This is a genomic window from Xanthomonas sp. NCPPB 3174 (assembly GCF_056725205.1).
Map to the genome: position 1 here is coordinate 975409 of NZ_CM161517.1, position 19526 is coordinate 994934.

15 protein-coding genes are annotated in these 19526 nt (G+C 70.5%); 5 read left to right on the plus strand and 10 right to left on the minus strand.

Annotated elements, in window-relative coordinates; all coding sequences use genetic code 11:
- Positions 1-224 precede the first annotated feature (224 nt).
- The 3 genes from AC1PK7_RS04390 to AC1PK7_RS04400 form a co-directional block, all read right to left on the minus strand.
- Positions 225-1379: a glycerophosphodiester phosphodiesterase family protein gene (locus AC1PK7_RS04390; RefSeq protein ID WP_420009012.1), complete on the minus strand. Its 1155-nt coding sequence runs from the start codon at positions 1377-1379 to the stop codon at positions 225-227.
- Between the two features lie 209 nt (positions 1380-1588).
- Complete coding sequence (locus AC1PK7_RS04395) at positions 1589-2485, minus strand: glycerophosphodiester phosphodiesterase family protein (protein ID WP_420009013.1); 897 nt, start codon at positions 2483-2485, stop codon at positions 1589-1591.
- 23 nt (positions 2486-2508) lie between these two features.
- Positions 2509-5007 carry a TonB-dependent receptor gene (locus AC1PK7_RS04400; RefSeq protein WP_481099978.1) on the minus strand — a complete coding sequence of 833 codons (2499 nt, stop codon included), beginning with the start codon at positions 5005-5007 and terminating at the stop codon, positions 2509-2511.
- Between the two features lie 112 nt (positions 5008-5119).
- Here AC1PK7_RS04400 and AC1PK7_RS04405 point away from each other — a divergent pair, with 112 nt between their 5' ends.
- Positions 5120-6241: an ROK family protein gene (locus tag AC1PK7_RS04405; protein WP_481099979.1), complete on the plus strand. Its 1122-nt coding sequence runs from the start codon at positions 5120-5122 to the stop codon at positions 6239-6241.
- 105 nt (positions 6242-6346) lie between these two features.
- Here AC1PK7_RS04405 and AC1PK7_RS04410 read toward each other — a convergent pair whose 3' ends face one another.
- The 6 genes from AC1PK7_RS04410 to AC1PK7_RS04435 all read right to left on the minus strand — a co-directional run bounded on the left by AC1PK7_RS04410 (position 6347) and on the right by AC1PK7_RS04435 (position 15105).
- The gene (locus AC1PK7_RS04410) at positions 6347-7675 is read right to left on the minus strand and encodes an MFS transporter (RefSeq protein WP_481099980.1); all 1329 of its coding nucleotides are present in this window, start codon (positions 7673-7675) and stop codon (positions 6347-6349) included.
- Between the two features lie 86 nt (positions 7676-7761).
- Positions 7762-9810, minus strand: a complete 2049-nt coding sequence (locus tag AC1PK7_RS04415; protein ID WP_481099981.1) for an oxidoreductase — start codon at positions 9808-9810, stop codon at positions 7762-7764.
- Positions 9811-10417: 607 nt separating this feature from the next.
- Positions 10418-11440 (minus strand): zinc-binding alcohol dehydrogenase family protein, encoded by a 1023-nt coding sequence (locus AC1PK7_RS04420; protein WP_481099982.1) that lies wholly within the window; start codon positions 11438-11440, stop codon positions 10418-10420.
- Between the two features lie 42 nt (positions 11441-11482).
- Positions 11483-12517: an aldo/keto reductase gene (locus tag AC1PK7_RS04425; protein WP_481099983.1), complete on the minus strand. Its 1035-nt coding sequence runs from the start codon at positions 12515-12517 to the stop codon at positions 11483-11485.
- 45 nt (positions 12518-12562) lie between these two features.
- Positions 12563-13858, minus strand: coding sequence for an SGNH/GDSL hydrolase family protein (locus AC1PK7_RS04430; RefSeq protein WP_481099984.1), 1296 nt, complete (start codon positions 13856-13858; stop codon positions 12563-12565).
- Entirely contained in the window at positions 13855-15105 is a 1251-nt protein-coding gene (locus AC1PK7_RS04435) for an MFS transporter (protein ID WP_481099985.1), read from the minus strand. Before AC1PK7_RS04435 ends, AC1PK7_RS04430 begins: the two co-directional genes overlap by 4 nt.
- A 98-nt stretch (positions 15106-15203) precedes the next feature.
- Here AC1PK7_RS04435 and AC1PK7_RS04440 point away from each other — a divergent pair, with 98 nt between their 5' ends.
- The 4 genes from AC1PK7_RS04440 to AC1PK7_RS04455 all read left to right on the plus strand — a co-directional run bounded on the left by AC1PK7_RS04440 (position 15204) and on the right by AC1PK7_RS04455 (position 19182).
- Entirely contained in the window at positions 15204-16115 is a 912-nt protein-coding gene (locus AC1PK7_RS04440; RefSeq protein ID WP_420009022.1) for a LysR family transcriptional regulator, read from the plus strand.
- Positions 16116-16392: 277 nt separating this feature from the next.
- Entirely contained in the window at positions 16393-17490 is a 1098-nt protein-coding gene (locus AC1PK7_RS04445; RefSeq protein ID WP_160966123.1) for an OmpA family protein, read from the plus strand.
- Positions 17491-17804: 314 nt separating this feature from the next.
- The gene (locus AC1PK7_RS04450) at positions 17805-18302 is read left to right on the plus strand and encodes a hypothetical protein (protein WP_481099986.1); all 498 of its coding nucleotides are present in this window, start codon (positions 17805-17807) and stop codon (positions 18300-18302) included.
- A 49-nt stretch (positions 18303-18351) separates the two neighbouring features.
- Positions 18352-19182 (plus strand): pseudouridine synthase, encoded by an 831-nt coding sequence (locus AC1PK7_RS04455; RefSeq protein WP_481099987.1) that lies wholly within the window; start codon positions 18352-18354, stop codon positions 19180-19182.
- Here the strand turns inward: AC1PK7_RS04455 and AC1PK7_RS04460 are convergent.
- Positions 19133-19525 carry an HNH endonuclease gene (locus AC1PK7_RS04460; protein ID WP_481099988.1) on the minus strand — a complete coding sequence of 131 codons (393 nt, stop codon included), beginning with the start codon at positions 19523-19525 and terminating at the stop codon, positions 19133-19135. The two genes, AC1PK7_RS04455 and AC1PK7_RS04460, sit on opposite strands and share 50 nt — an antisense overlap.
- Position 19526: the final 1 nt, after the last annotated feature.

The following is a 19526-nucleotide window of genomic DNA, read 5'->3' on the forward strand; positions in this document are numbered from 1 at the left end:
GGGTGCGTTGCGAGCGAGTCGGGCGCTGCGGTTTGCGCGCTGTGGGCGGTGGCCGCGCGTTGCAGCAGCGGCACGCACGCGCCGGCGACCAGCAGCGCGAGAAGCAGATGGCGGGGACGTGTGGCGGAACGCATGGGAACTCCTGAAGGCGGGCGACGGACTGCACGGCGCATGGGCGCCGTGCAGGGCCGGGGAGCGCACTCCCCGGCGCGACCATCCAGTGGTCAGTTGTAGCGCGCGGTGTTGCGCGGCACGTTGGCGCGAATCACGCCGAGCGGATCGTCGGTGATGATGCTGGTGAAGCCGGCGGTGACCTGCGCGCGGAAGTCCGGACGGTCGTCCGCGGTCTCGTTGCCGAAGTACTTGGTTTTCGTCAGGTAGTCGTCCAGCGACGCACAGCAGGTGCCGTTGCTGCGCACATAGTGCTGGCCGTCATGGCTGCTGAGGCGGTACTCGGGCACCGGCGAGAACGCACCGATCGCCTGCTTCTGCGCCTGGTTCGCGGCCAGCAGTTCGGCAGTCGGATCGCCGCGGCGCGGCTGCTTGTTGCCGATCTCCAGCCAGGCGAACCCGCTCTGCTTGCGCACTTCGGTGATCCAGGCGCTGACCCGGCACTGCGGCGTGTTGGGCGCGGTGAAGCCGCACAGGCCGACGTAGTTGTCGGCGATCCTGTCCATGTCGCCCGCATAGACGGTCGGGGCGAACGGGACGCCCTTGGTGAAGCGGGTGATGTCGCTGGGCGTCCTCGGCAGCAGCGAGGCGCTGAACTTCAGCACCACCTGGTTCTGCATCTTGAACGCATTGACCTGGTCGGCCGCGCGCGACACCGCGTCCAGCGACTTCAGGTCCAGCACCACCACCATGTGGTTGGCGTAGTGGCTCACCGCGTCCAGTGCGATGCCCAACGAGGCCGGATGGTCGTTGGTCTTGGCGAAGTTCTTGTCGCGCAGGTACATGTTGATCAGATCATGGCTGCTCAGGGTGCTGATGTCCGGATTCCAGCCCGACGGATTGGCGGCCGGCTGGAAGATGTTGAAGCCGGGGGTGTGATCGATGACGCGGCCGGCGTTCTGGTCGTGGAACAGCCAGAGGACGCCATCGGACGCCTGCTTGACGTCCAGTTCGATCGCTTCGATGTTCTCGTTGTAGGTATCGAGGATCGAGCAGGTGGAGTTCTCGGCGCAGCCGTTGCCGACCAGGCCGCGATGCGAGATCACCACGACGTCGGCGTGATTGCCCTGGTAGGGATTCTTCATCACGTTGAGGATGTGTTCCGGGTTCCAGTTGCTGGCGGCCGACGCCATGCCGGACAGCGCCGTCAGCGACGCGCAGGCCAGCGCCAGGGCGAGAACCTTGGCGGGTTTCTTGGGCAGTTTCATGTGCTCTCTTCCGTTCGGGGTTGATGGAATGAAATGAAGCAGGCGCAACGCACTGCAAGCGACGGACGCATGGGCGTGTCGTCTGCAGCGCAATGCTCGAAGCGACGGGCATCGTCCTGGCGTTGCATGCCACCCGTCTGAAACTGAACTCCTGGCGACGCCCCGCGTGGGCCACCGCGTGGCGTCGCCGGGATTTGGACCGAGGCCGGCTACCGCGGCGTGTCCGCGCCGTGCAGGTAGCGTTGCAATGCCAACGGTTCGTCGGTTTGGATCATGCTGACGCCATGCTTGCGCAGCCCACCCCATATCTCGGCCGGATCGCGCAGCGCGCGCTGGTCGGTGTAGTTGGCCGACAGCCGCATCGGCCTGCCGCTGGCGATGTCGTTGGTCATGGTGTTGACGAACAGGCGCGTGTGCGGCGCCAGTTCGCGTTGCGCGATGTCCAGCACCGCCGGGTCGTCGAACATCAACTGCACCACCGCCGGCCGCAACGCGGCGGCGCGGCGCAGGGCCTGCTCGGGCGGCAGCGTCGACGCACGCTGCAGGTACAGCGCCTGCACCGCGATGTCGGCCTTGCGCGCGCGCTGCAGCACCGCTGCGGGCACGTCCAGCGGTACGTTGAGCAGCACGTCGCGTTGCGCGCCGGCCGCCTCCACCGCGTCGATCACCTGGTCCAGTGCCGCGGCCTTGATGTCCAGGTTTACCAGCACCTTGCCGCGCGCCACGGCCAGCGCCTGCGCCAGCGTCGGCGGATGCCGCGCGGTGAGGGTGCTGTCGCGCCCGCCGCCCCGGCTGCGCACGCGCAAGGCGGCGATCTGCGCGGCGTCCAACTCGGCCACCGCGCCATGCCCGTCGGTGGTGCGGTCCACGGTGTCGTCGTGCATCAGCACCAGCGCGCCGTCGCGGCTGGTGCGCACGTCGATCTCGACCATGTCCACGCCGCGCGCGATGCATGCGGCGATGCCGTCCAGCGTGTTCTCGGACGCGAACGTCCAGCAGGCGCGGTGCGACACCACCAGCGCCGGCCCGTGCGGGTCGCGCAGGCGCTCGGGCAGGCTCGGCGTCGCCGCCAGGGCCAGTATCGGCAGCGACAGCGCTGCGCTCATCAGCATTCCTCGGCAGCGCATGCTCACCACCTCCAGGTCAGCGACGCGTTGTAGTTGCGGCCGAAGATCGGCCGTGCGTAGATCGCGTCGGCGGTGCCCTGGCCGGACAGCGTGTCCACGCGCGCATTGCCTTCGGTCAGGCCGAGCGCATTGCTGACGTTGGCCGCGTGCAGCTGCAGTTCCAGGTGCGCGCTCAGCCGCGCGAACAGGCCCAGGTCGTAGGTGGTGTAGGCGGGCAGGGCGGTGGCGTTGGTGTAGTCCACGTAGCGCTGGCCCATGCGATAGGCGGTGGCCGACAGTTCGACCGGTCGGCCGTCGATGTCGACGTACAGGGTCGGGCTGAGCGAGGCCATGAACTTGGGAATGCGCGAGATCTGCTTGCCGTCCAGGTCGCCGTAGCTGAGGCCGGTGGTCGCGTTGCTCAGGCCGCGCGTCTGCGGATTCTGCAGCGTGGCCGAGCCGGTGATGCCGAACAGCGGCGACGGTCGCCAGGTGAACTCCGATTCCAGGCCCAGGGTGCGGGTCTTGCCGACCAGCGCCAGGCTCTGCACCGCGCCGCTGCCGTCGAGGACGATGGCGCTGATCGACAGATCGTTGAAGCGGCTCCAGAAAGCCACCGTGGAGAACGAGAAGCTGTCGCCGAAGCTGCCGCGCAGGCCGGCCTCGGCCTGGTCGATGTCGGTGACGTCGGCGTTCTGGGTCTGGTAGACGTTCTGCAGCCGCGGCAGACGCTGCGACTGCGTGTAGCGGGCGAAGGTCTGCAGCTGCGGGGTGAGCGCGAACTCGGCACCGAGCGTCCACTGCGTGGCGTGGCGATGATCGGTGCGCGGACTGAACGCGCCGCTGAGGCCGCCGACGTTGTCGTCGGCCAGCGTGGTCGGATCGCCGAGATTGCGCGTGGTGGTGGCGTAGACGCCGCCGTTGGCGTTGTAGCGGGTGTAGCGCACGCCGGCATCCAGGCCGAGGCGGCCGAGGCGTACCGAATCCCACAGGTACGGCGACAGATAGGTGCCGTTGGCGAAGCCGCTGGTGACGCCGTTGCCGTAGCGCACGAAGCCGTTCTGGGTGACCGAACCGACCACGTTGCCGGCGGCGTCGTAGGCCAGCACGTCCAGACGCTGCGCGTTGTTCTGCAGCGTGGTCAGCACCGTGTTCTGCAGCCGGTCCTGGCGGTACTCGAAGTGCTGCACGTTGAGGCCGGCGGTGAGCGTGTGCTGGCCCAGCGCGGTGTCGTCGAACGCCTTGCTCAGGCGCAGGTCGTCGGACAGCGTGCGCAGATGGGTGCGCGCATTCCACAGGCCGCTCTCCAGCACCAGGCCGTCGGCCGCGGCCGGATCGTAGGCGGCGCCGTTGCGGGTGGTGACGTAGCCGACCCGCGCCACCCGCGCGCCGAAGCCGTTGCGCGCACGGCCGAGTTGCGTGTTGAGGTAGGCGCCGGCGTCGTAGGGCGCGGCGCCGGAGAACAGTGCGGTGTAGTCCACCTCCGCATCGACGAAGCGCATGCGGTTGTTGAGGGTCAGGCCGTCGCCCAGGTCCCATTCCAGGTGCGTGCCGAGTTGCTTGACCTTGTTGTGGATGCCGTCGGCCAGGTCCAGGTCGCGCGCCAGCGATGTAGTGCCGTCGAATGTCAGGGCCGTGGTATGGCGCAGGTCGTTGGACAGCAGCGTGCCGTCCAGCGGGTCGATCAGCGCCGACAGCGATTGCGCCGGATTGCGCGGGTCGGCCAGTGGGATCGGGTTGTAGAAGGCGGTGCGGTCGTTGAGGTACTTGGCGTCGACGTCGAGGACCGCATCGCCCATCAGGAAGGTCAGGTTGCCGCGCAACTGGCCGCCCTGGTCGGCGGTGTAGCCGGTGCGGCGCAGGCCGTCGTCGCTGCGGTGGTAGCCGCCGATGCTGTACAGCACGTTCTCGCTGAGCGGGCCGGCACTGTAGGCGTCCTCGCGACGCAGGCCATCGCTGCCGACGGTCATGCGCACCGCGCCCTCGGGCGTGGCGGTGCCGTGGCGGGTGATGGCATTGACCGTGCCGCCCGGCGCATTGGTCGCGAACAGCGGCGAGGTACCGCCGCGCACCACTTCCAGGCGCTCGGTCATCATGTCCAGCGCGAACAGGGTGTCGACGTTGAAGAAGCTTTCCTGCGGCTCCTCGAACAGGGTCAGGCCGTCTTCCTGGTATTGCACGTAGTACCAGCCGCCCGCCGGCAGGCCGCGCACGTAGAGGTTCTGGCCGCCACCCTGGCCGCCTGAGGGTTCGGCGGAGAAGCCGGGGACCGCCCGCAGCATGTCCACGCTGCTGCTCGGGGTGCTGCGCTCCAGGCGTTCCTTGGACACCACGCTGATCGCGAACGGCGCGTCCTTCTGCGACTGGCCCTGTGGCGTACCGGTGACCACGATCTGGTCCAGCGTGGTGGTGGCGTCGGCCGGCGGCGCCGGCGCGTCCTCGGCGTGGACGGCAGCGGCGCTGCCGAGGATGGATGCGAGCGCCAGTGCCAACAGGCTCGGGTGCGGGTGAACGGTACGCATGAAGACCCCCAGTAAAAGAATGTGGGGTTAATACTATTTACCATGTATGAAACTTCTATGTCCACGTGCTAGGTTGTCGCGGTCGTGCATCCATCACGCTTTGCGCCCGCCTATGCCGCATCCCGATTTCCCGCCGCGCGTCAGCGCTGGCGGCCGCCAATTGCTCGACCGTGTGTTCAAGACTGGGGTGCAGACCCAGGCGGCGCTGAGCCGCGACCTGGACCTGTCGCAGCCCACTGTGGCGCGCCTGCTGCAGGGGTTCGTGCAGGACCGCATGGTCCAGCTCAGCGCTCGTGCCGCCGAGGGCCGTGGCAATCCCAGTGTCGACGTGCGGCTGGCGCCGGATTACGCCTACGCCTTCGGCATCGGCCTGATGGGCGACGTGGTGGCGCTGGCGCTGGTGGATTTCGCCGGCAACGTGCGCGGCCAGCGCCGCATCGGCCTGGCCGACATGCGCCGCGCGCCGGTGCTGGCGCAGTTGCAGCGGTTCCGTGCCGAGTTGCTGGCCGAGAGCCGAGTGGACCCGGCGCGGGTGGTCGGCACCGGCATGGCGATCTCGGCGTTCTTCACCGGGCAGGGCCGGCAGATGGCCGGGCCGCCCGCGCTGGAGGACTGGACCCAGGTGGACCTGGTGCCGATCCTGGAAGAGGCCCTGGGCGGCGCGGTCACGCTGGAGAACGACGGCGCGGCGGCGGCGGTGGCCGAGAGCCTGTACGGGGTCGGCCGCGACTGCCGCGACTTCGTCTACCTGCACCTGACCAACGGCTTTGGCGGCGGCATCATTGCCGATGGCCGGCTGTTCCGCGGTTACCGCGGCAATGCCGGCGAGTTCGGCGGCATCTGGACCGTCGGCGGCATGGCCTATCCGAACCTGGACGCGCTGTTGTCGCTGGTGCGCGCCGCCGGCCAGGACTACGCCGGGGTCGAGCAGATGCTCGGCGCGATCGACGCGCACACGCCGGGCGTGGACGCCTGGCTGGACATGGCCGAGGCACCGTTCTCGCAGCTGTGCGCCTACTTGGCCTACGCGCTGGATCCTCAGGCGATCGTGATCGGCGGGCGACTGCCGGCCGCGATCGCGCAGCGCCTGATCGAGCGTATCCGTATCCCGCGCGCGCCCAACCGGCATGGCCTGGCGCCGCCGCTGCCGCAGTTGTGCATTGCGCGCACCGTCGGCGACGCGGTGACCCTGGGCGCGGCGTTGATGCCGCTGCAGCAGGCGTTCTTCGCCTGAGGCCTGCAACGGCGGGCGCAGCGCGTCGCGCCGCGCTGCGGATGTGCTGCTGGCCAGGCGCTCGCTCGCGGTGCATCGCGGCGGCGTCGACCGTGCGTCGCGGTCTCAGCCGCTGCTCGCGTGCGCCGCCAGGCCGGCACCGAGCGGAGGCGATCGGCCGCGCCCGGTGAGCCATGCCAGCAGCAGGCACAACGCCCCGCACAGCAGCGGGCCGGCCGCCATCGCCCAGCACAGCAGCAGGCAGTGCCCGTCGCGGTAGTCCAGCGCGTCCAGCAGCACGCCGATCAGCACCACCCCGGCGGCCAGTGCGACCTGCGCGGCCGCGGTCAGCGCGGCGAAGCACAGCGCGTGCTCGGCGACCGCCCGGGTCGCGGTGCACTGCGCATGCCAGGCCCACACCAGTTGCCCGCCGCTGCCGCCGATGGCGCCGATGCAGGCGGCCGCGGCCAGGCTCAGCAGTGGCTGCGCCGGCAACGCCAGCGCAAACAACGGGGCGCACAGCAGCAGCGCGCCGCCGAGCCAGGCCAGGCGTTGCGTCGGCGTGCGCTGCCGGCCCCAACGCGCGGCCAGCGGTTGCACCAGCACCGTGCCGAGCGCGTAGGCGATCAGGACCGCACTGCCCCAACCGGGCGAGAGCAGGCCGTAGGCAGCCACGTACGGGGCGAGCTTGGTGAACGCGGGCAGGGTCAATGAGACCGCCGCGATCAGCGCCAGCGGCTGCCAGGGAATCGCGCGCCAGGAGGGCGCTTGGTCGGTTGCTGCCACGGCCTGGGTGTCGGCGGGTGCCGGGTGGACGGCGGCGTGGCGCAGCACGCGCTGCAACTGCCAGGCGCATAACATCGCCACGGCCGCCAGCACCGCGCTGGCCTGCAGCGCCAGGCTGCCGCCATCGGCGCCGCGCGCCAGCACGGCGCCGACCACGCTGCTGATCAGCAGCGCCGCGGCGCCGCTGCCTGCCAGGCGCAGCGCACTGGCGCCGTCGTGGCCGCGCCAGGGCCACTGCGCCAGGCTCAGCAAGGTGTTCTGGGCCACGTCGCAGGCGGCGTAGGCCAACCGGAACAGCAGGCTCACCGCCAGCACGTAGCCCAGCCGCCACGGCGGCGGCAGCAACGGCGCGGCGAACACCAGCAGCAGCGCCAGCGCCGCGGCGGCCAGGCCATGCCATTGCAGGCGCCCGGCGCTGCCCACGTCGCGCAGGCGCCGACGCAGGCCCCAGCCGGCGCCGAGGCCGATCGCGGCGCTGAGCAGCAGGCCCAACGCCAGCACCACACCGGCTGCGATCGCGCGCAGGCCGGCGTGTTCGGTCAGCGAATAGATCAGCAGCAGCTCGCCGGCGTACCACAGCAGGCTCTTGCCGAAATGCGCGCCGGCATACGCCGCCAGGGCCGCCTGCGGCAGCCGGGGTAGAGCGGGCAGGGGCGAGGGACGCGGCATGCCCCAGGCTTATAGCCGCGCGATGCGACAGCACCAAGTCCGCTGCCCTGGCCGGCGGCCTTCCGACGGCCAGCGCGAGGCGCGCCCTACAGTTGCGCGGCCAGCCGGCTGCCCTGGGCGATGGCGCGCTTGGCGTCCAGTTCGGCGGCGACGTCGGCGCCGCCGATCAGGTGCGCGCTGCGGCCGGCGGCCTGCAGTGCCGCCTGCAGGTCGCGCCGCGGTTCCTGGCCGGCGCAGACCACCACGGTCCCGACCGGCAACACTTGCTCGGCGCCGTCCACGCGGATGCGCAGGCCGCTGTCGTCCACACCCAGGTATTCGACGCCGCCCAGCATGGTCACGCCCTTGGCCTTGAGCGTGGCGCGATGGATCCAGCCGGTGGTCTTGCCCAGCCGCGCGCCGGGCCGGCCCGGGCTGCGCTGCAGCAGCCATACGCTGCGCGCCGGCGGCTCCGGGCGCGGCTTGCACAGCGCGCCGCGGCCTTCGAACTGCGGGTCCACGCCCCACTCGGCCATCCACCGCGCCGGGTCCAGCGCGGTCGACGCACCGGCGTGCACCAGGAACTCGCCGACATCGAAGCCGATGCCGCCGGCGCCGATGATCGCCACCTTGTCCGCCGCCTGCACCCGGCCCTGCAGCACGTCCAGATAGCTGACCACGCTGGGATGGTCGGCGCCGGGGAAATCCACGGTGCGCGGCACGATGCCGGTGGCCAGCACCACCTCGTCGAAGTCGGCCAGCAGCGCCGCATCGGCGGTGGTCTGCAGGCGCAACTCCACGCCGGTGGCGTCGATCTGGTGGCGGAAGTAGCGCAGCGTCTCGTGGAATTCCTCCTTGCCGGGAATGCGCTTGGCCACGTTGAACTGGCCGCCGATCTCGCCGGCGCTGTCGAACAGGGTGACGCGGTGGCCGCGCTGTGCGGCCACAGTGGCGCAGGCCAGGCCGGCCGGGCCGGCGCCGACCACGGCGATGCGCTTGGGCGCGCGGGTCGGCAGGTAGTTCAGTTCGGTCTCGGCGGCCGCGCGCGGATTGACCAGGCAACTGGCGGTCTTGTTCTCGAATACGTGGTCCAGGCAGGCCTGGTTGCAGGCGATGCAGGTGTTGATCGCCTGCGCCTGGCCGCGCTGCGCCTTGTTCGCCCATTCCGGGTCGGCCAGCAGCGGCCGCGCCAGCGACACCATGTCGGCGCCGCCGCCGGCGAGGATGCGCTCGGCCACGTCGGGCATGTTGATGCGGTTGGTGGCGATCAGCGGCAGCCGCACGTGCGGCTTGAGCTTGGCGGTCACCGCCGCGAACGCTGCGCGCGGCACCGAGGTGGCGATGGTCGGCACCCGCGCCTCGTGCCAGCCGATGCCGGAGTTGATGAGGGTCGCGCCGGCGGCCTCGATCGCCTGCGCCTGCAGCACGATCTCCTGCCAGTCGCTGCCGTCCTCGACCAGGTCCACCAGCGACAGCCGATAGACGATGATGAAGTCCGGCCCGCAGGCGGCGCGGATGCGGCGCACGATCTCCACCGCGAAGCGCATGCGCTTGGCGGCGTCGCCGCCCCAGGCGTCGTTGCGGCGGTTGCTGCGCGGGGCGATGAACTCGTTGATCAGATAGCCTTCCGAGCCCATCACTTCGACGCCGTCGTAGCCGGCCTCGCGCGCCAGCTTGGCGGCATGGGCGTAGGCATCGATCTGACGTTCGACGCCGCGCGCCGACAGCGCACGCGGGGTGAATGGGTTGATCGGCGCCTTCAGTTTCGACGGCGCCACCGACAAGGGGTGATAGGCGTAGCGCCCGGCGTGCAGCAGTTGCAGGCAGATCTTGGCGCCGTGCGCGTGCACCGCGGCGGTCACCTGCCGGTGTGGGCGGACCTCCCACGGCCACGACAGCTTGCCGCCGAACGGTTTCAGCCAGCCGACCACGTTCGGCGCGAAGCCGCCGGTGACGATCAGGCCGACGCCGCCGGCGGCGCGCTCGGCGAAGTACGCGGCCAGTTTGGGGAAGTCGCGGGCGCGGTCTTCCAGGCCGGTGTGCATGGAGCCCATCAGGATGCGGTTGCGCAGCTGGGTGAAGCCCAGGTCCAGCGGGGCGAACAGGTGCGGGTAGGCGGTGGGGTCGGGGTCGGGCTGGCCGGGGGCGGGCGACATGGCGTGGATACGCAGGCGTACGGAAGGGCGCAGGGTGCCGTGAAACCGGGCTGGCGGCAAGTAGGGCGATGCTTTCACGTCGATGTGGACGTTTGCCCTGGTTCTGGTGCTGGCATTTTTGAAGCTTGGAGCTTTCGAAGCAGAGCAACGGCAACAGCTTCCGCTGGGCGCGGGTCACTTTTCTTTGCTTGTGCAAAGAAAAGTAACCAAAAGAAAGCACACCCCGCAGCGCGCCTTGCGCGCTAACGCGCTCCAGGTTCGCAGCCACGTCGGGCATTTTCCGACGGCACTTGTCCGCTACGCGGCCAAGCCCGGGGCAGGCGCCTCACGGCGCCAGCCCGTTCGCCGGGGCGAAGCAGTGCTTCGCCTTTATCCGGCTCACCCATGTGCCGGCGGAAAACGACGCGCATCCTGCGCGTCGCCCTTCGGGTATTCGCCCGCCGTGGCTGCCGCGCCGAGGGGGCCCGGTAGATCAAAAGCACGGCAAAGGCAGAAGCACAGCAACAGCAACGGCAACAGCAGGAGCGGTTGCGGTCAATGGGGTAGCCAACCATCGCCACGCGCACAAAGCAGAGCCGTCGCACCAATGTTCCGATCGCTGCGCCACTCAGCCCCAGCCGACCAGGGCCAGTTTGCCGATGGTGCTGCCTGATTCCAGGCGGCGGTGCGCCTCGCGCAGGGTGGTGGCGTTGATCGGGCTCAGTGTCTCGGTCAGGGTGGTGCGCAGTTCGCCTGCGTCCACCAGGCTGGCGGTGCGCGCCAGGATGCGGTGCTGTTCGATCATGTCCTCGGTGCGGAAACGGGCGCGTGCGAACATCATTTCCCAGTGGATGCCGATGCACTTGGCCTTGTACGGATCGCCGATGTGCAGCGGACCGCTCGGCTCGACGATCAGGCCGACGTGGCCCTGCGGTGCCAGCAGCTCGCCCAGCGCCTGCCAGTAGCGGTCGGTGTCGGCCAGGTTCAGCGCCGCCTGCACCTGGTCGATGCCCAACGCCTGCAATTGCGGCCCCAGCGGCTGGCGATGGTCGATCACGTGGTGTGCGCCGAGTTGCAGGCACCAGTCGCGGGTCTGCGGCCGCGAGGCTGTGGCGATCACTTCGAAGCCGGCGTGCCGCGCCAACTGGATCGCGATCGAGCCGACCCCGCCGGCGCCGCCGATCACCAGCAGGCGGCGGCCGCGGTTGCGTGCGTCGTCGAAGTCGAAGGGCATGCGCTGGAACAGCAGTTCCCAGGCGGTCAGCGTGGTCAGCGGCAGCGCCGCGGCCTGGGCGAAGTCCAGCGTGGCCGGCTTGCGCGCCACGATGCGCGCATCCACCAGTTGGTACTGGGCGTTGCTGCCGGCACGGGTGATGTCGCCGGCGTAATAGACCTCGTCGCCCGGCTCGAAGCCGTCGACGTCCGGCCCGACTGCCTCGACCACGCCGGCGGCGTCGTAGCCCAGCACCTTGGGCTGGCCGTCGCTCGCGCCCTTGGCGCGGACCTTGGTGTCCACCGGATTGACCGAGACCGCTTCGACCCGCACCAGCAGGTCGTGGCCGCCGGGCGCGGGTGGCGTCGGCAGGTCGAGGTCGTGCAGCGACTGCGGATCGTCGATCGGCAGGGGATGGAGGGTGGCGACCGCTTTCATGGAGGCTCCTGGACGTGAGGGAAAGGAGGGCACGGCCGCGGCTCAGACCGGCCGCGGGTTGCGCTCGGCGAAGCCGCGCTGGTGCCAGGACGGATACGCCGGCACCGCGGCGCTGGCTGCATCCAGTTGTTGCAGGTGGGCGGCATCGAGGGTCCAGCCGACCGCCCCCAGATTCTGCCGCAACTGCTCCTCGGTCCGTGCGCCGATGATCACGCTGCTGACCGTCGGCCGCTGCAGCAGCCAGTTCAGCGCGATCTGCGGCACGCTTTTGCCGGTCTCCGCGGCGATCGCCTCCAGCGCGTCGATCACGCGGTACAGGCGCTCGTCCTCCACCGGCGGGCCGGCCTCGGTCACCGCCTTGTCGTGCAGGCGGCTGCTATCCGGCAGCGGCTGGCCGCGACGCAGCTTGCCGGTCAACCGGCCCCAGCCCAGCGGGCTCCACACCAGCGCACCCACGCCCTGGTCCAGGCCTAGCGGCATCAGTTCCTCCTCGTAGTCGCGGCCGATCAGCGAGTAATAGGCCTGGTGCGCGACATAGCGCGACCAGCCGTGGCGGTCGGCCACCGCCAGCGACTTCATCAGGTGCCAGCCGGAGAAGTTGGACACGCCCAGGTAGCGGATCTTGCCGGCACGCACCAGGTCGTCGAGCGTGGACAGGGTTTCCTCCACCGGCGTGCGCGCGTCGAAGCCGTGCAACTGGAACAGGTCGAGATAGTCGGTGCCCAAGCGGGTCAGCGCTGCCTCCACTGCGCGGATCAAATGGAAGCGCGAGGAACCGACGCTGTTGGGCGACTCGCGGTCGAAGCGGAAACCGGCCTTGGTCGAGAGCAGCACCTGGTCGCGGCGGCCCTTGATCGCCGCGCCCAGCACCGATTCGGCAGCGCCGCCGGAGTAGACGTCGGCGCTGTCGAACAGGGTGACGCCGGCTTCCAGGCAGATGTCGATCAGGCGCCGCGCCTGATCCACGTCCGAATTGCCCCAGGTGGCGAAGAACGGATCGGTGCCGGCGAAGGTGCCGGTGCCGAAACTGAGCACGGGAACCTTGAAGCCGGATGCGCCGAGATAACGGTATTCCATGGAGAACTCCTGATAGCGAAGGGGGAAGTGAGGAGAGAGAAGGCGTCAGCGCGCCGCGGCGTCGGTGTCGACGGCATCGGTCGCAGCGGAGGTGGAAGCGGGCGCGGTGGCGCCGAGCAACTGCGCAGCGGCCTCGGCGATGGCCGCGTAACCGGCGTCGCCGGGATGCAGGTGATCGCCCGAGTCGAAATCCGCACGCATCCGCGTGGGGTGCGCGGGGTCGCGCAGCAGCGCATCCAGATCCAGGATCGCGTCGAAGCCATTGCCGGCGCGCAGCCAGGCATTGACCTGCTGGCGCACGGCCTCCTTCTGCGGGCTGTAGTAGCCGGGGATCGGCGAGTCCGGCAGCGCGCCCTCGAACGGGGTGAGGGTGGCGCCGATCACCCGCAGGCCGCGTGCCTGCGCGCGCTGCAGCAATTGCCGGTAACCGGCGATCAGGTCCTCGGCCGGCACTGGCGCATCGTTCGGCGCGAACGGCGTGCCGTACCAACTGATGTCGTTGATGCCCATCAGCAGGATCACGGTGTGCACGCCGGGCTGCGCAAGCACGTCGCGGTCCAGCCGCGCCAGCGCGTTCTGGCCCATGCGGTCGCGCAGCACGCGGCCGCCGGAGATGCCGGCGTTGAGCACCGCCACCCGCTGTGCCGCCAGCCGCGTGGCCAACTGATCCGGCCACCGCCGGTCCTGCCCTGGCGTCGAGGCGGCGCCGTCGGTGATCGAATCGCCCAGCGCCACCACCGCGCCGACGGCATCGGCACGGCGCACCTGGACGCCGCTGACGAACAGCCGCACCGGCAGCGCCTTCGCCTCGGCCAGGCTGGCGTCGGCGGTGCGCTCGCCCTCGGCCAACCAGGCGCTCTGCAGGCCTTCCCAATGGAAGGTGGACGGCGCGGTCGGCTGCGGCAGGTACAGACTGATGCTGAGCCGGGCCAGGTCCGGCACGCTCAGCGCCACCGGGTCGCTGAGCACCGGCGCGCCTGGCGGCACGGTCACCTCGGTCCTGCCGCCGAAGCGCAGCGGCCGCTGCGAGCCGGGCACGATTGCCGCGCCGTCGCCGGCCAGCGCCAGCGACGCGGCGCCGATGTGCAGCGGCGCATCGCCATAGGCGTTGCTCAGTTCCACCCGCACCTCGCTGCCGCCCAGGCTGACCCGCGCCACCTGGCGCACGGTCTGCCGCCACAGGTGGAACGGCGTCTGCGTCGGGAACGGGAAGTCCGCGCTCCACAGCGGCTGCGGGCTGGCCTGCCAGGTCGCGATCCAGTCGCGCGGCGCCGCGTCCCCAACGACCGCCGTGCCCAGCAGCGCCGCGGCCAGCGCGGCCGTCGCCATCGGCCGGCTCATGCCGCACCGCCGGCGGCGCAACCCGCGCCGTGATTGGCGGCGGGTGTGGCGCTGGCCGGCGACAGCCGCAGCGCGCCCAGCGCCACCGCCAGCCCGGCCAGGGTCAGCAGTGCCGCCACCCAGGGCAGTTGCGACAGGTTGCCGCCATGGCCGAGCACCAGGCCGCCCAGCCAGGCGCCCAGCGCATTGCCCAGGTTGAACGCACCGATGTTCAGGCTTGAGGCCAGGTGCCGGCCGGCCTCGCCGGCCTTGCCCAGCACCCATACCTGCAGCGGCGCCACCGTGGCGAACGCGGCCACGCCCAGCAGACCGATGCCCAGCGCCATCGCCGGCGGCGAGGGCAGGGCGAGGGTCAGCGCCGCCAGCACCACCGCCAGCACGCCCAGGCTCAGCGGCAGCGCCTGCCGCGGGCGGCGGTCGGCCAGGCGTCCGCCAAGCACGTTGCCGACGATCATGCCCACGCCGAATACCAGCAGCAGCGGCGACACCGCACTCTCGGACACCCCGGTGACCTGGGTCAGCAGCGGCTGCACGTAGGTGTACACGGCGAACACGCCGGCATAGCCCAGCACCGTCGTCGCCAGGCCCAGCAGCACCGGGGCGCCGCCGACCGCGCGCAGTTCCTCGCGCAGCGGCACGGTCGCCGGTGCGGCGCGGTCGGCCGGCACCAGCGCGGCGATCACCACGGTGGCCAGCGCGCCGATCGCCGCCACCGCCCAGAACGTGGCGCGCCAGCCGTAGTGCAGCCCCAGCCAGGCGCCGGCCGGCACCCCGAGCAGGGTGGCGACGGTGAGGCCGGTGAACATGGTCGAGATCGCCGAGGCCTTGCGCTGCGGCGGGACCAGGGTGGTGGCGACCACCGCGCCGACGCCGAAGAAGGTACCGTGCGCCAGCGAGGTCACCACCCGCGCCGCCATCAGCGCCGCGTAGCTCGGCGCCAGCGCGCAGGCCAGGTTGCCGGCGGTGAACACCAGCATCAGCGTCAGCAGCACGCGCTTGCGCGGCCAGCGCCGGCTGGCCACGGTCAGCAGCGGCGCGCCGAGGAACACGCCCAGCGCATAGCCGGAGATCAGCAGCCCGGCGGCCGGAACGCTGACCCGCAGGTCGGCGGCGACCTGCAGCAGCAGGCCCATGATCACGAACTCGGTGGTGCCGATGCCGAAGGCGCCCGCGGTCAGTGCGAACAGCGCGATCGGCGTGCGCCCGGCAGCGGGCGGATGGGGAGGTGGGGCGAGCGAGGCGGCCATGCGGCGGCTCCGGAGTGGCGGGAGGACGGCAGCCTAGGCCTGCAGGTTCTCAGCAAAAACAGTAAAAATATTGAACGACTTTCAATGGAATCCACACAATGGACCGGATCGGCGACATCGCTCTGTTCCTGCGCGTGCTCGACCTCGGCTCGATCAGCGCCGCCGCGCGCAGCCTGGACCTGTCGGTGGCGGTCGCCAGCCAGCGGCTGCAGCGGCTGGAACGCGCGCTCGGCGTGCGTCTGCTGCACCGGACCACGCGGCGCCTGCACCCGACCCCGGAAGGCCTGCAACTGGCCGAGCAGGGGCGGCCGCTGGTCGAGGACCTGGAATCGCTGGCCGGCGGCCTGCGTCAGGCCGGCGCCAGCGCCGCCGGTACCCTGCGGGTGACGATGTCGGCCGCGTTCGGGCGGCTGTATGTCTCGCCCGTGCTGCCGCGCTTCATGGCCCTGCATCCGCAGGTGCGGCTGAGCGTGCACCTGAGCGACAACGTCGTGGACCTGGTCAGCGAAGGTTTCGATTTGGCGATCCGCATCGGCACCCTGCGCGACTCCAGCCTGGTCGCGCGGCGCCTGGCCGGCAATCGACGCATGCTCTGCGCCTCGCCCGACTATCTGCGCCGCCACGGCACCCCGGCCACGCCGGCTGACCTGGCCGCGCACGCCTGTTTGCTGCTGACCGGCAGCGACGGCCGCCAGGACACCTGGCGGCTGCAGGCACCCGACGGCGAGATCGCGGTGCGCGTGGCCGGGCCGCTGGAGACCAACTTCGGTGAGGTGCTGCGCGATGCCGCGGTCAACGGCCAGGGCATCGCCCTGCATTCGGAATGGCACGTGGCCGAGGACCTGCGGCAGGGACGGCTGTGCCAGGTGCTGGCCGACTACCCGCTGACCGAGACCGGCATCTACGCGGTGATGCCGCAGCGGCGGCTGGTGCCGCCACGGGTGCGGGCCTTCGTCGAGTTCATGCAGGCCGAGTTGGCCGACCCGCCGCCGTGGGCGCGGCCGGGGTGAGACCTGGGTCGCCCTGCGGGTCCTTGTCTACGACCGCAAACGGTCATGCGCCTGCCGCATTGCGGGATTTCATCAAGCTGTATAGGGTGTATCCACGGCCTGGCAGCGGCTGGCGTTGACTTTCACATGTTACGTGCTCGTTAACGCCATCTTCACTATGCCGCGCATAATGTGCGCGGCGATGGCGTGCGGAAACGGCCGTCTGGATGTGACGAGACATCTGTACTGAACCATGCCTCTACCGGTTTCTATCTCCCCGAAACAAGGAGTTGTATTAATGAACAAGAAAATTCTCACCGCCGCGTTGCTGGGCGGTCTGGCCGTCGCCCAGGCAGCGTCCGCGCAGGAATTCGACGACCGCTGGTACCTGACCGGTTCGGCTGGTTTCAACTTCCAGGACAAGGACCGCACCACCAACGATGCGCCCTTCGTCACCCTGGGCCTGGGCAAGTTCATCAACCCGAACTGGTCGCTGGACGGTGAGCTGAACTATCAGAACCCGAACTTCGACAAGAACCAGGACCTGAACTGGAGCCAGTACGGCATCTCGTTCGACCTGCGTCGCCACTTCATCCAGGAAGGCCGCGGCTGGAACCCGTACCTGCTGTTCGGCCTGGGCTACCAGCGCTCGGAAGAAGAGTTCGACACCGGCGGTCCGGTCTCCCCGGGCCAGCGCAAGGACGGCAACTTTGCCGCCAAGGCCGGCGTCGGTCTGCAGACCACCTTCGACAAGCGCGTTGCCGTGCGTGCCGAAGTGGCCTACCGCGCTGACTTCGACGACCAGAGCGTTGCCGCTCCGTCGCAGAACTGGTTCGGCGACGTGCTGGCTTCGGTCGGCGTCGTGATCCCGCTGGGCCCGCCGCCGGCTGCCCCGGTCGCCCCGCCGCCGCCGCCGGCCGCTGCGCCGAGCTGCGCCGATCTGGACGACGACGGTGACGGCGTCAACAACTGCGACGACAAGTGCCCGAACTCCCAGCCTGGCCAGACCATCGGTCCGGACGGCTGCCCGGTGCCGGTGTCGATCGACCTGAAGGGCGTCAACTTCGACTTCAACAAGGCGAACCTGCGTCCGGACGCCGTGGCGATCCTGGGCGAGGCCACCGAGATCCTGAAGCGTTACCCCGACCTGCGCGTCGAGGTTGCCGGTCACACCGACTCGAAGGGTACCGAAGCCTACAACCAGAAGCTGTCCGAGCGCCGCGCCCGCGTCGTGTACGACTACCTGACCAAGAACGGCGTGGACGCTTCGCGTCTGGTCGGTCCGATCGGCTACGGCGAGAGCCGTCCGATTGCCCCGAACACCAACCCGGATGGTTCGGACAATCCGGAAGGCCGTGCCAAGAACCGTCGTACCGAGCTGAACGTCCAGAACTAATCGGACGCTTCCAGTCTCAAGCAAAGCCCGGCCTCGCGCCGGGCTTTGTTTTTGTGGGGAGGGCATGCGTGGCGCTGTCCTCGCCTTATCGCCGTAGGCGCGGCTTTAGCCGCGACAGACGTTCTCAGGAATGCCCATCGCGGCTAAAGCCGCTCCTACGCGGAGACCGGGCGCCGACCTGTGCTCGCGACGCGTTCAAGCTGAACTTTTTCAGCAATCCCAATTATTTAGCGCATGTAGTGCCGGTAACAGTTGAAAGCACGCCGGGGCCTGCCTACACTCGCTCGTCGACTCGCCTGAATGGAAAAAAACCGATGCTGCGTATCGTGACGGCCAGCCTGCTCGCGCTTGCCCTGATTCCTGCGGCCCACGCCGCACCGGATTGCTCCGGCGATCTGCTGCCCAAGCCGCTGGCGCTGCCGGCGACGGTCGCCGCACCGGTCGCTTCGGAACTGTTCAGCCGCAACGTGCAGTTGGGCATGCCCAGCGGCGTGCTGACCCAGTCCTACAGCAGCGACCAGTCGCTGGACCGCGTGCTGCTGCGGTTGCGCGCCGAAGGTTGCCAGAGCCTGGCCAATGCCACCCCTGGCGCGGTGAAGCCGAACGATCCGGCTGCCTACAAGCCGGCCACCGCGTTCGACAACACCCCCTGGCGGTTCGACATGAGCCAGAACGGCAAGCGCATGACCGCCGAGGAGTTCGACGCCTGGATGAAGGCGCGCGGCGTGCGCGTGGTCAAGGCGCGTCCGGCGCCGGCACCGGCTGCCGCCGAGGCGCCGGCACCGGCTCCGGCCGAGCCCAACAAGCAGTAAGTCCGGTGCGCGGCCGCCCGCGGCCGCGCCCGTCGACGCCGTGCGAGGGGTGAAGCCGCCGCGTTCCCGCCGTCCGGCGTCTCCCCCGGTGGCGTCCGCGCGTCCGCGCCTGCCTGCGCGCGGCGCCGCGCCGGCCGCGCCACGGCACGGCCTGGCCCGCACCCTGTCCAAACTGGGCCTGTGCTCGCGCACCGAGGCCGCGCGCTGGATCGCCGCCGGCCGCGTCGCCGTCGACGGACGCATCGTCACCGATCCCGAATTTCCGATCCTGCAGGGCCGCCACCGGCTGGCCCTGGATGGCGCGGCCCTGGCCGATACCAAGCGCCTGTACCTGATGCTCAACAAGCCGCGCGGGCTGGTCACCAGCGCGCAGGACGAACGCGGCCGCGACACCGTCTACCGCTGTTTCGATGGCGCCGGCCTGCCGTGGCTGGCCCCGGTCGGGCGCCTGGACAAGGCCAGCGAGGGCCTGTTGCTGTTCAGCAACGACCCGCAGTGGGCGGCGCGGGTCACCGATCCGGTCAGCGGTCCGGACAAGACCTATCACGTGCAGGTGGATGCGATCCCCGACGCGGCGCTGCTGGCGCGGATGTGCGCCGGCGTGGTTGCCGAGGGCGAAGCGCTGCGGGCCAAGCAGGTGCGCCTGCTGCGCCAGGGCGAACGCCATGCCTGGCTGGAAGTGGTGCTGGACGAAGGCCGTAACCGGCAGATCCGGCGCCTGCTCGCCGCACTGGGCCTGGACGTGCTGCGGCTGGTGCGGGTGGCGATCGGCGAGCTGGCGCTGGGCGAGCTGGGCAAGGGCGCATGGCGCGAACTCAGCGCCGTCGAAGTCACGGCGTTGGCGCCGGCGGCGGACGCCAGCGCGCCAGCCGCGCGCTGAGCAGGGCGGCGACCACCTCGCGGGCGCGCGCGTCCTGCGGCCCGCGCGCATCGTGGTGGCGGCCCTTGGCGTGATTGCAGCCGGCGCAGGCCAGCGCGAGATTGCGCGCGTCGTTGGGATCGTCGCCGACCTGGGCGCACAGCGTCGCGGCGGCGCGTCGGCCGAACCAGGCCTGCGGCACCACATGTTCGAGCGAGCAGTGGCCCAGCGGCTCGCCGTCGCCGCGCAGATCCAGGCGTCGCCGGCAATGCAGGCAGCGGCTGCGCCAACCGCCTGGGACGGACTCCGCCTGCGCGTCGGTCTGCGCCGCCAGCAACAGCCGTTGGCGCAGCGCGGCGCGCATC

Excerpts from the sequence above, each read along its gene's own strand:
- AC1PK7_RS04390 (WP_420009012.1), bottom strand. The coding sequence starts at position 1,379 with ATGAAACTGCCCAAGAAACCCGCCAAGGTTCTCGCCCTGGCGCTGGCC.
- AC1PK7_RS04395 (WP_420009013.1), bottom strand. The coding sequence starts at position 2,485 with ATGAGCGCAGCGCTGTCGCTGCCGATACTGGCCCTGGCGGCGACGCCG.
- AC1PK7_RS04400 (WP_481099978.1), bottom strand. The coding sequence starts at position 5,007 with ATGCGTACCGTTCACCCGCACCCGAGCCTGTTGGCACTGGCGCTCGCA.
- AC1PK7_RS04405 (WP_481099979.1), top strand. The coding sequence starts at position 5,120 with ATGCCGCATCCCGATTTCCCGCCGCGCGTCAGCGCTGGCGGCCGCCAA.
- AC1PK7_RS04410 (WP_481099980.1), bottom strand. The coding sequence starts at position 7,675 with ATGCCGCGTCCCTCGCCCCTGCCCGCTCTACCCCGGCTGCCGCAGGCG.
- AC1PK7_RS04415 (WP_481099981.1), bottom strand. The coding sequence starts at position 9,810 with ATGTCGCCCGCCCCCGGCCAGCCCGACCCCGACCCCACCGCCTACCCG.
- AC1PK7_RS04420 (WP_481099982.1), bottom strand. The coding sequence starts at position 11,440 with ATGAAAGCGGTCGCCACCCTCCATCCCCTGCCGATCGACGATCCGCAG.
- AC1PK7_RS04425 (WP_481099983.1), bottom strand. The coding sequence starts at position 12,517 with ATGGAATACCGTTATCTCGGCGCATCCGGCTTCAAGGTTCCCGTGCTC.
- AC1PK7_RS04430 (WP_481099984.1), bottom strand. The coding sequence starts at position 13,858 with ATGAGCCGGCCGATGGCGACGGCCGCGCTGGCCGCGGCGCTGCTGGGC.
- AC1PK7_RS04435 (WP_481099985.1), bottom strand. The coding sequence starts at position 15,105 with ATGGCCGCCTCGCTCGCCCCACCTCCCCATCCGCCCGCTGCCGGGCGC.
- AC1PK7_RS04440 (WP_420009022.1), top strand. The coding sequence starts at position 15,204 with ATGGACCGGATCGGCGACATCGCTCTGTTCCTGCGCGTGCTCGACCTC.
- AC1PK7_RS04445 (WP_160966123.1), top strand. The coding sequence starts at position 16,393 with ATGAACAAGAAAATTCTCACCGCCGCGTTGCTGGGCGGTCTGGCCGTC.
- AC1PK7_RS04450 (WP_481099986.1), top strand. The coding sequence starts at position 17,805 with ATGCTGCGTATCGTGACGGCCAGCCTGCTCGCGCTTGCCCTGATTCCT.
- AC1PK7_RS04460 (WP_481099988.1), bottom strand. The coding sequence starts at position 19,525 with ATGCGCGCCGCGCTGCGCCAACGGCTGTTGCTGGCGGCGCAGACCGAC.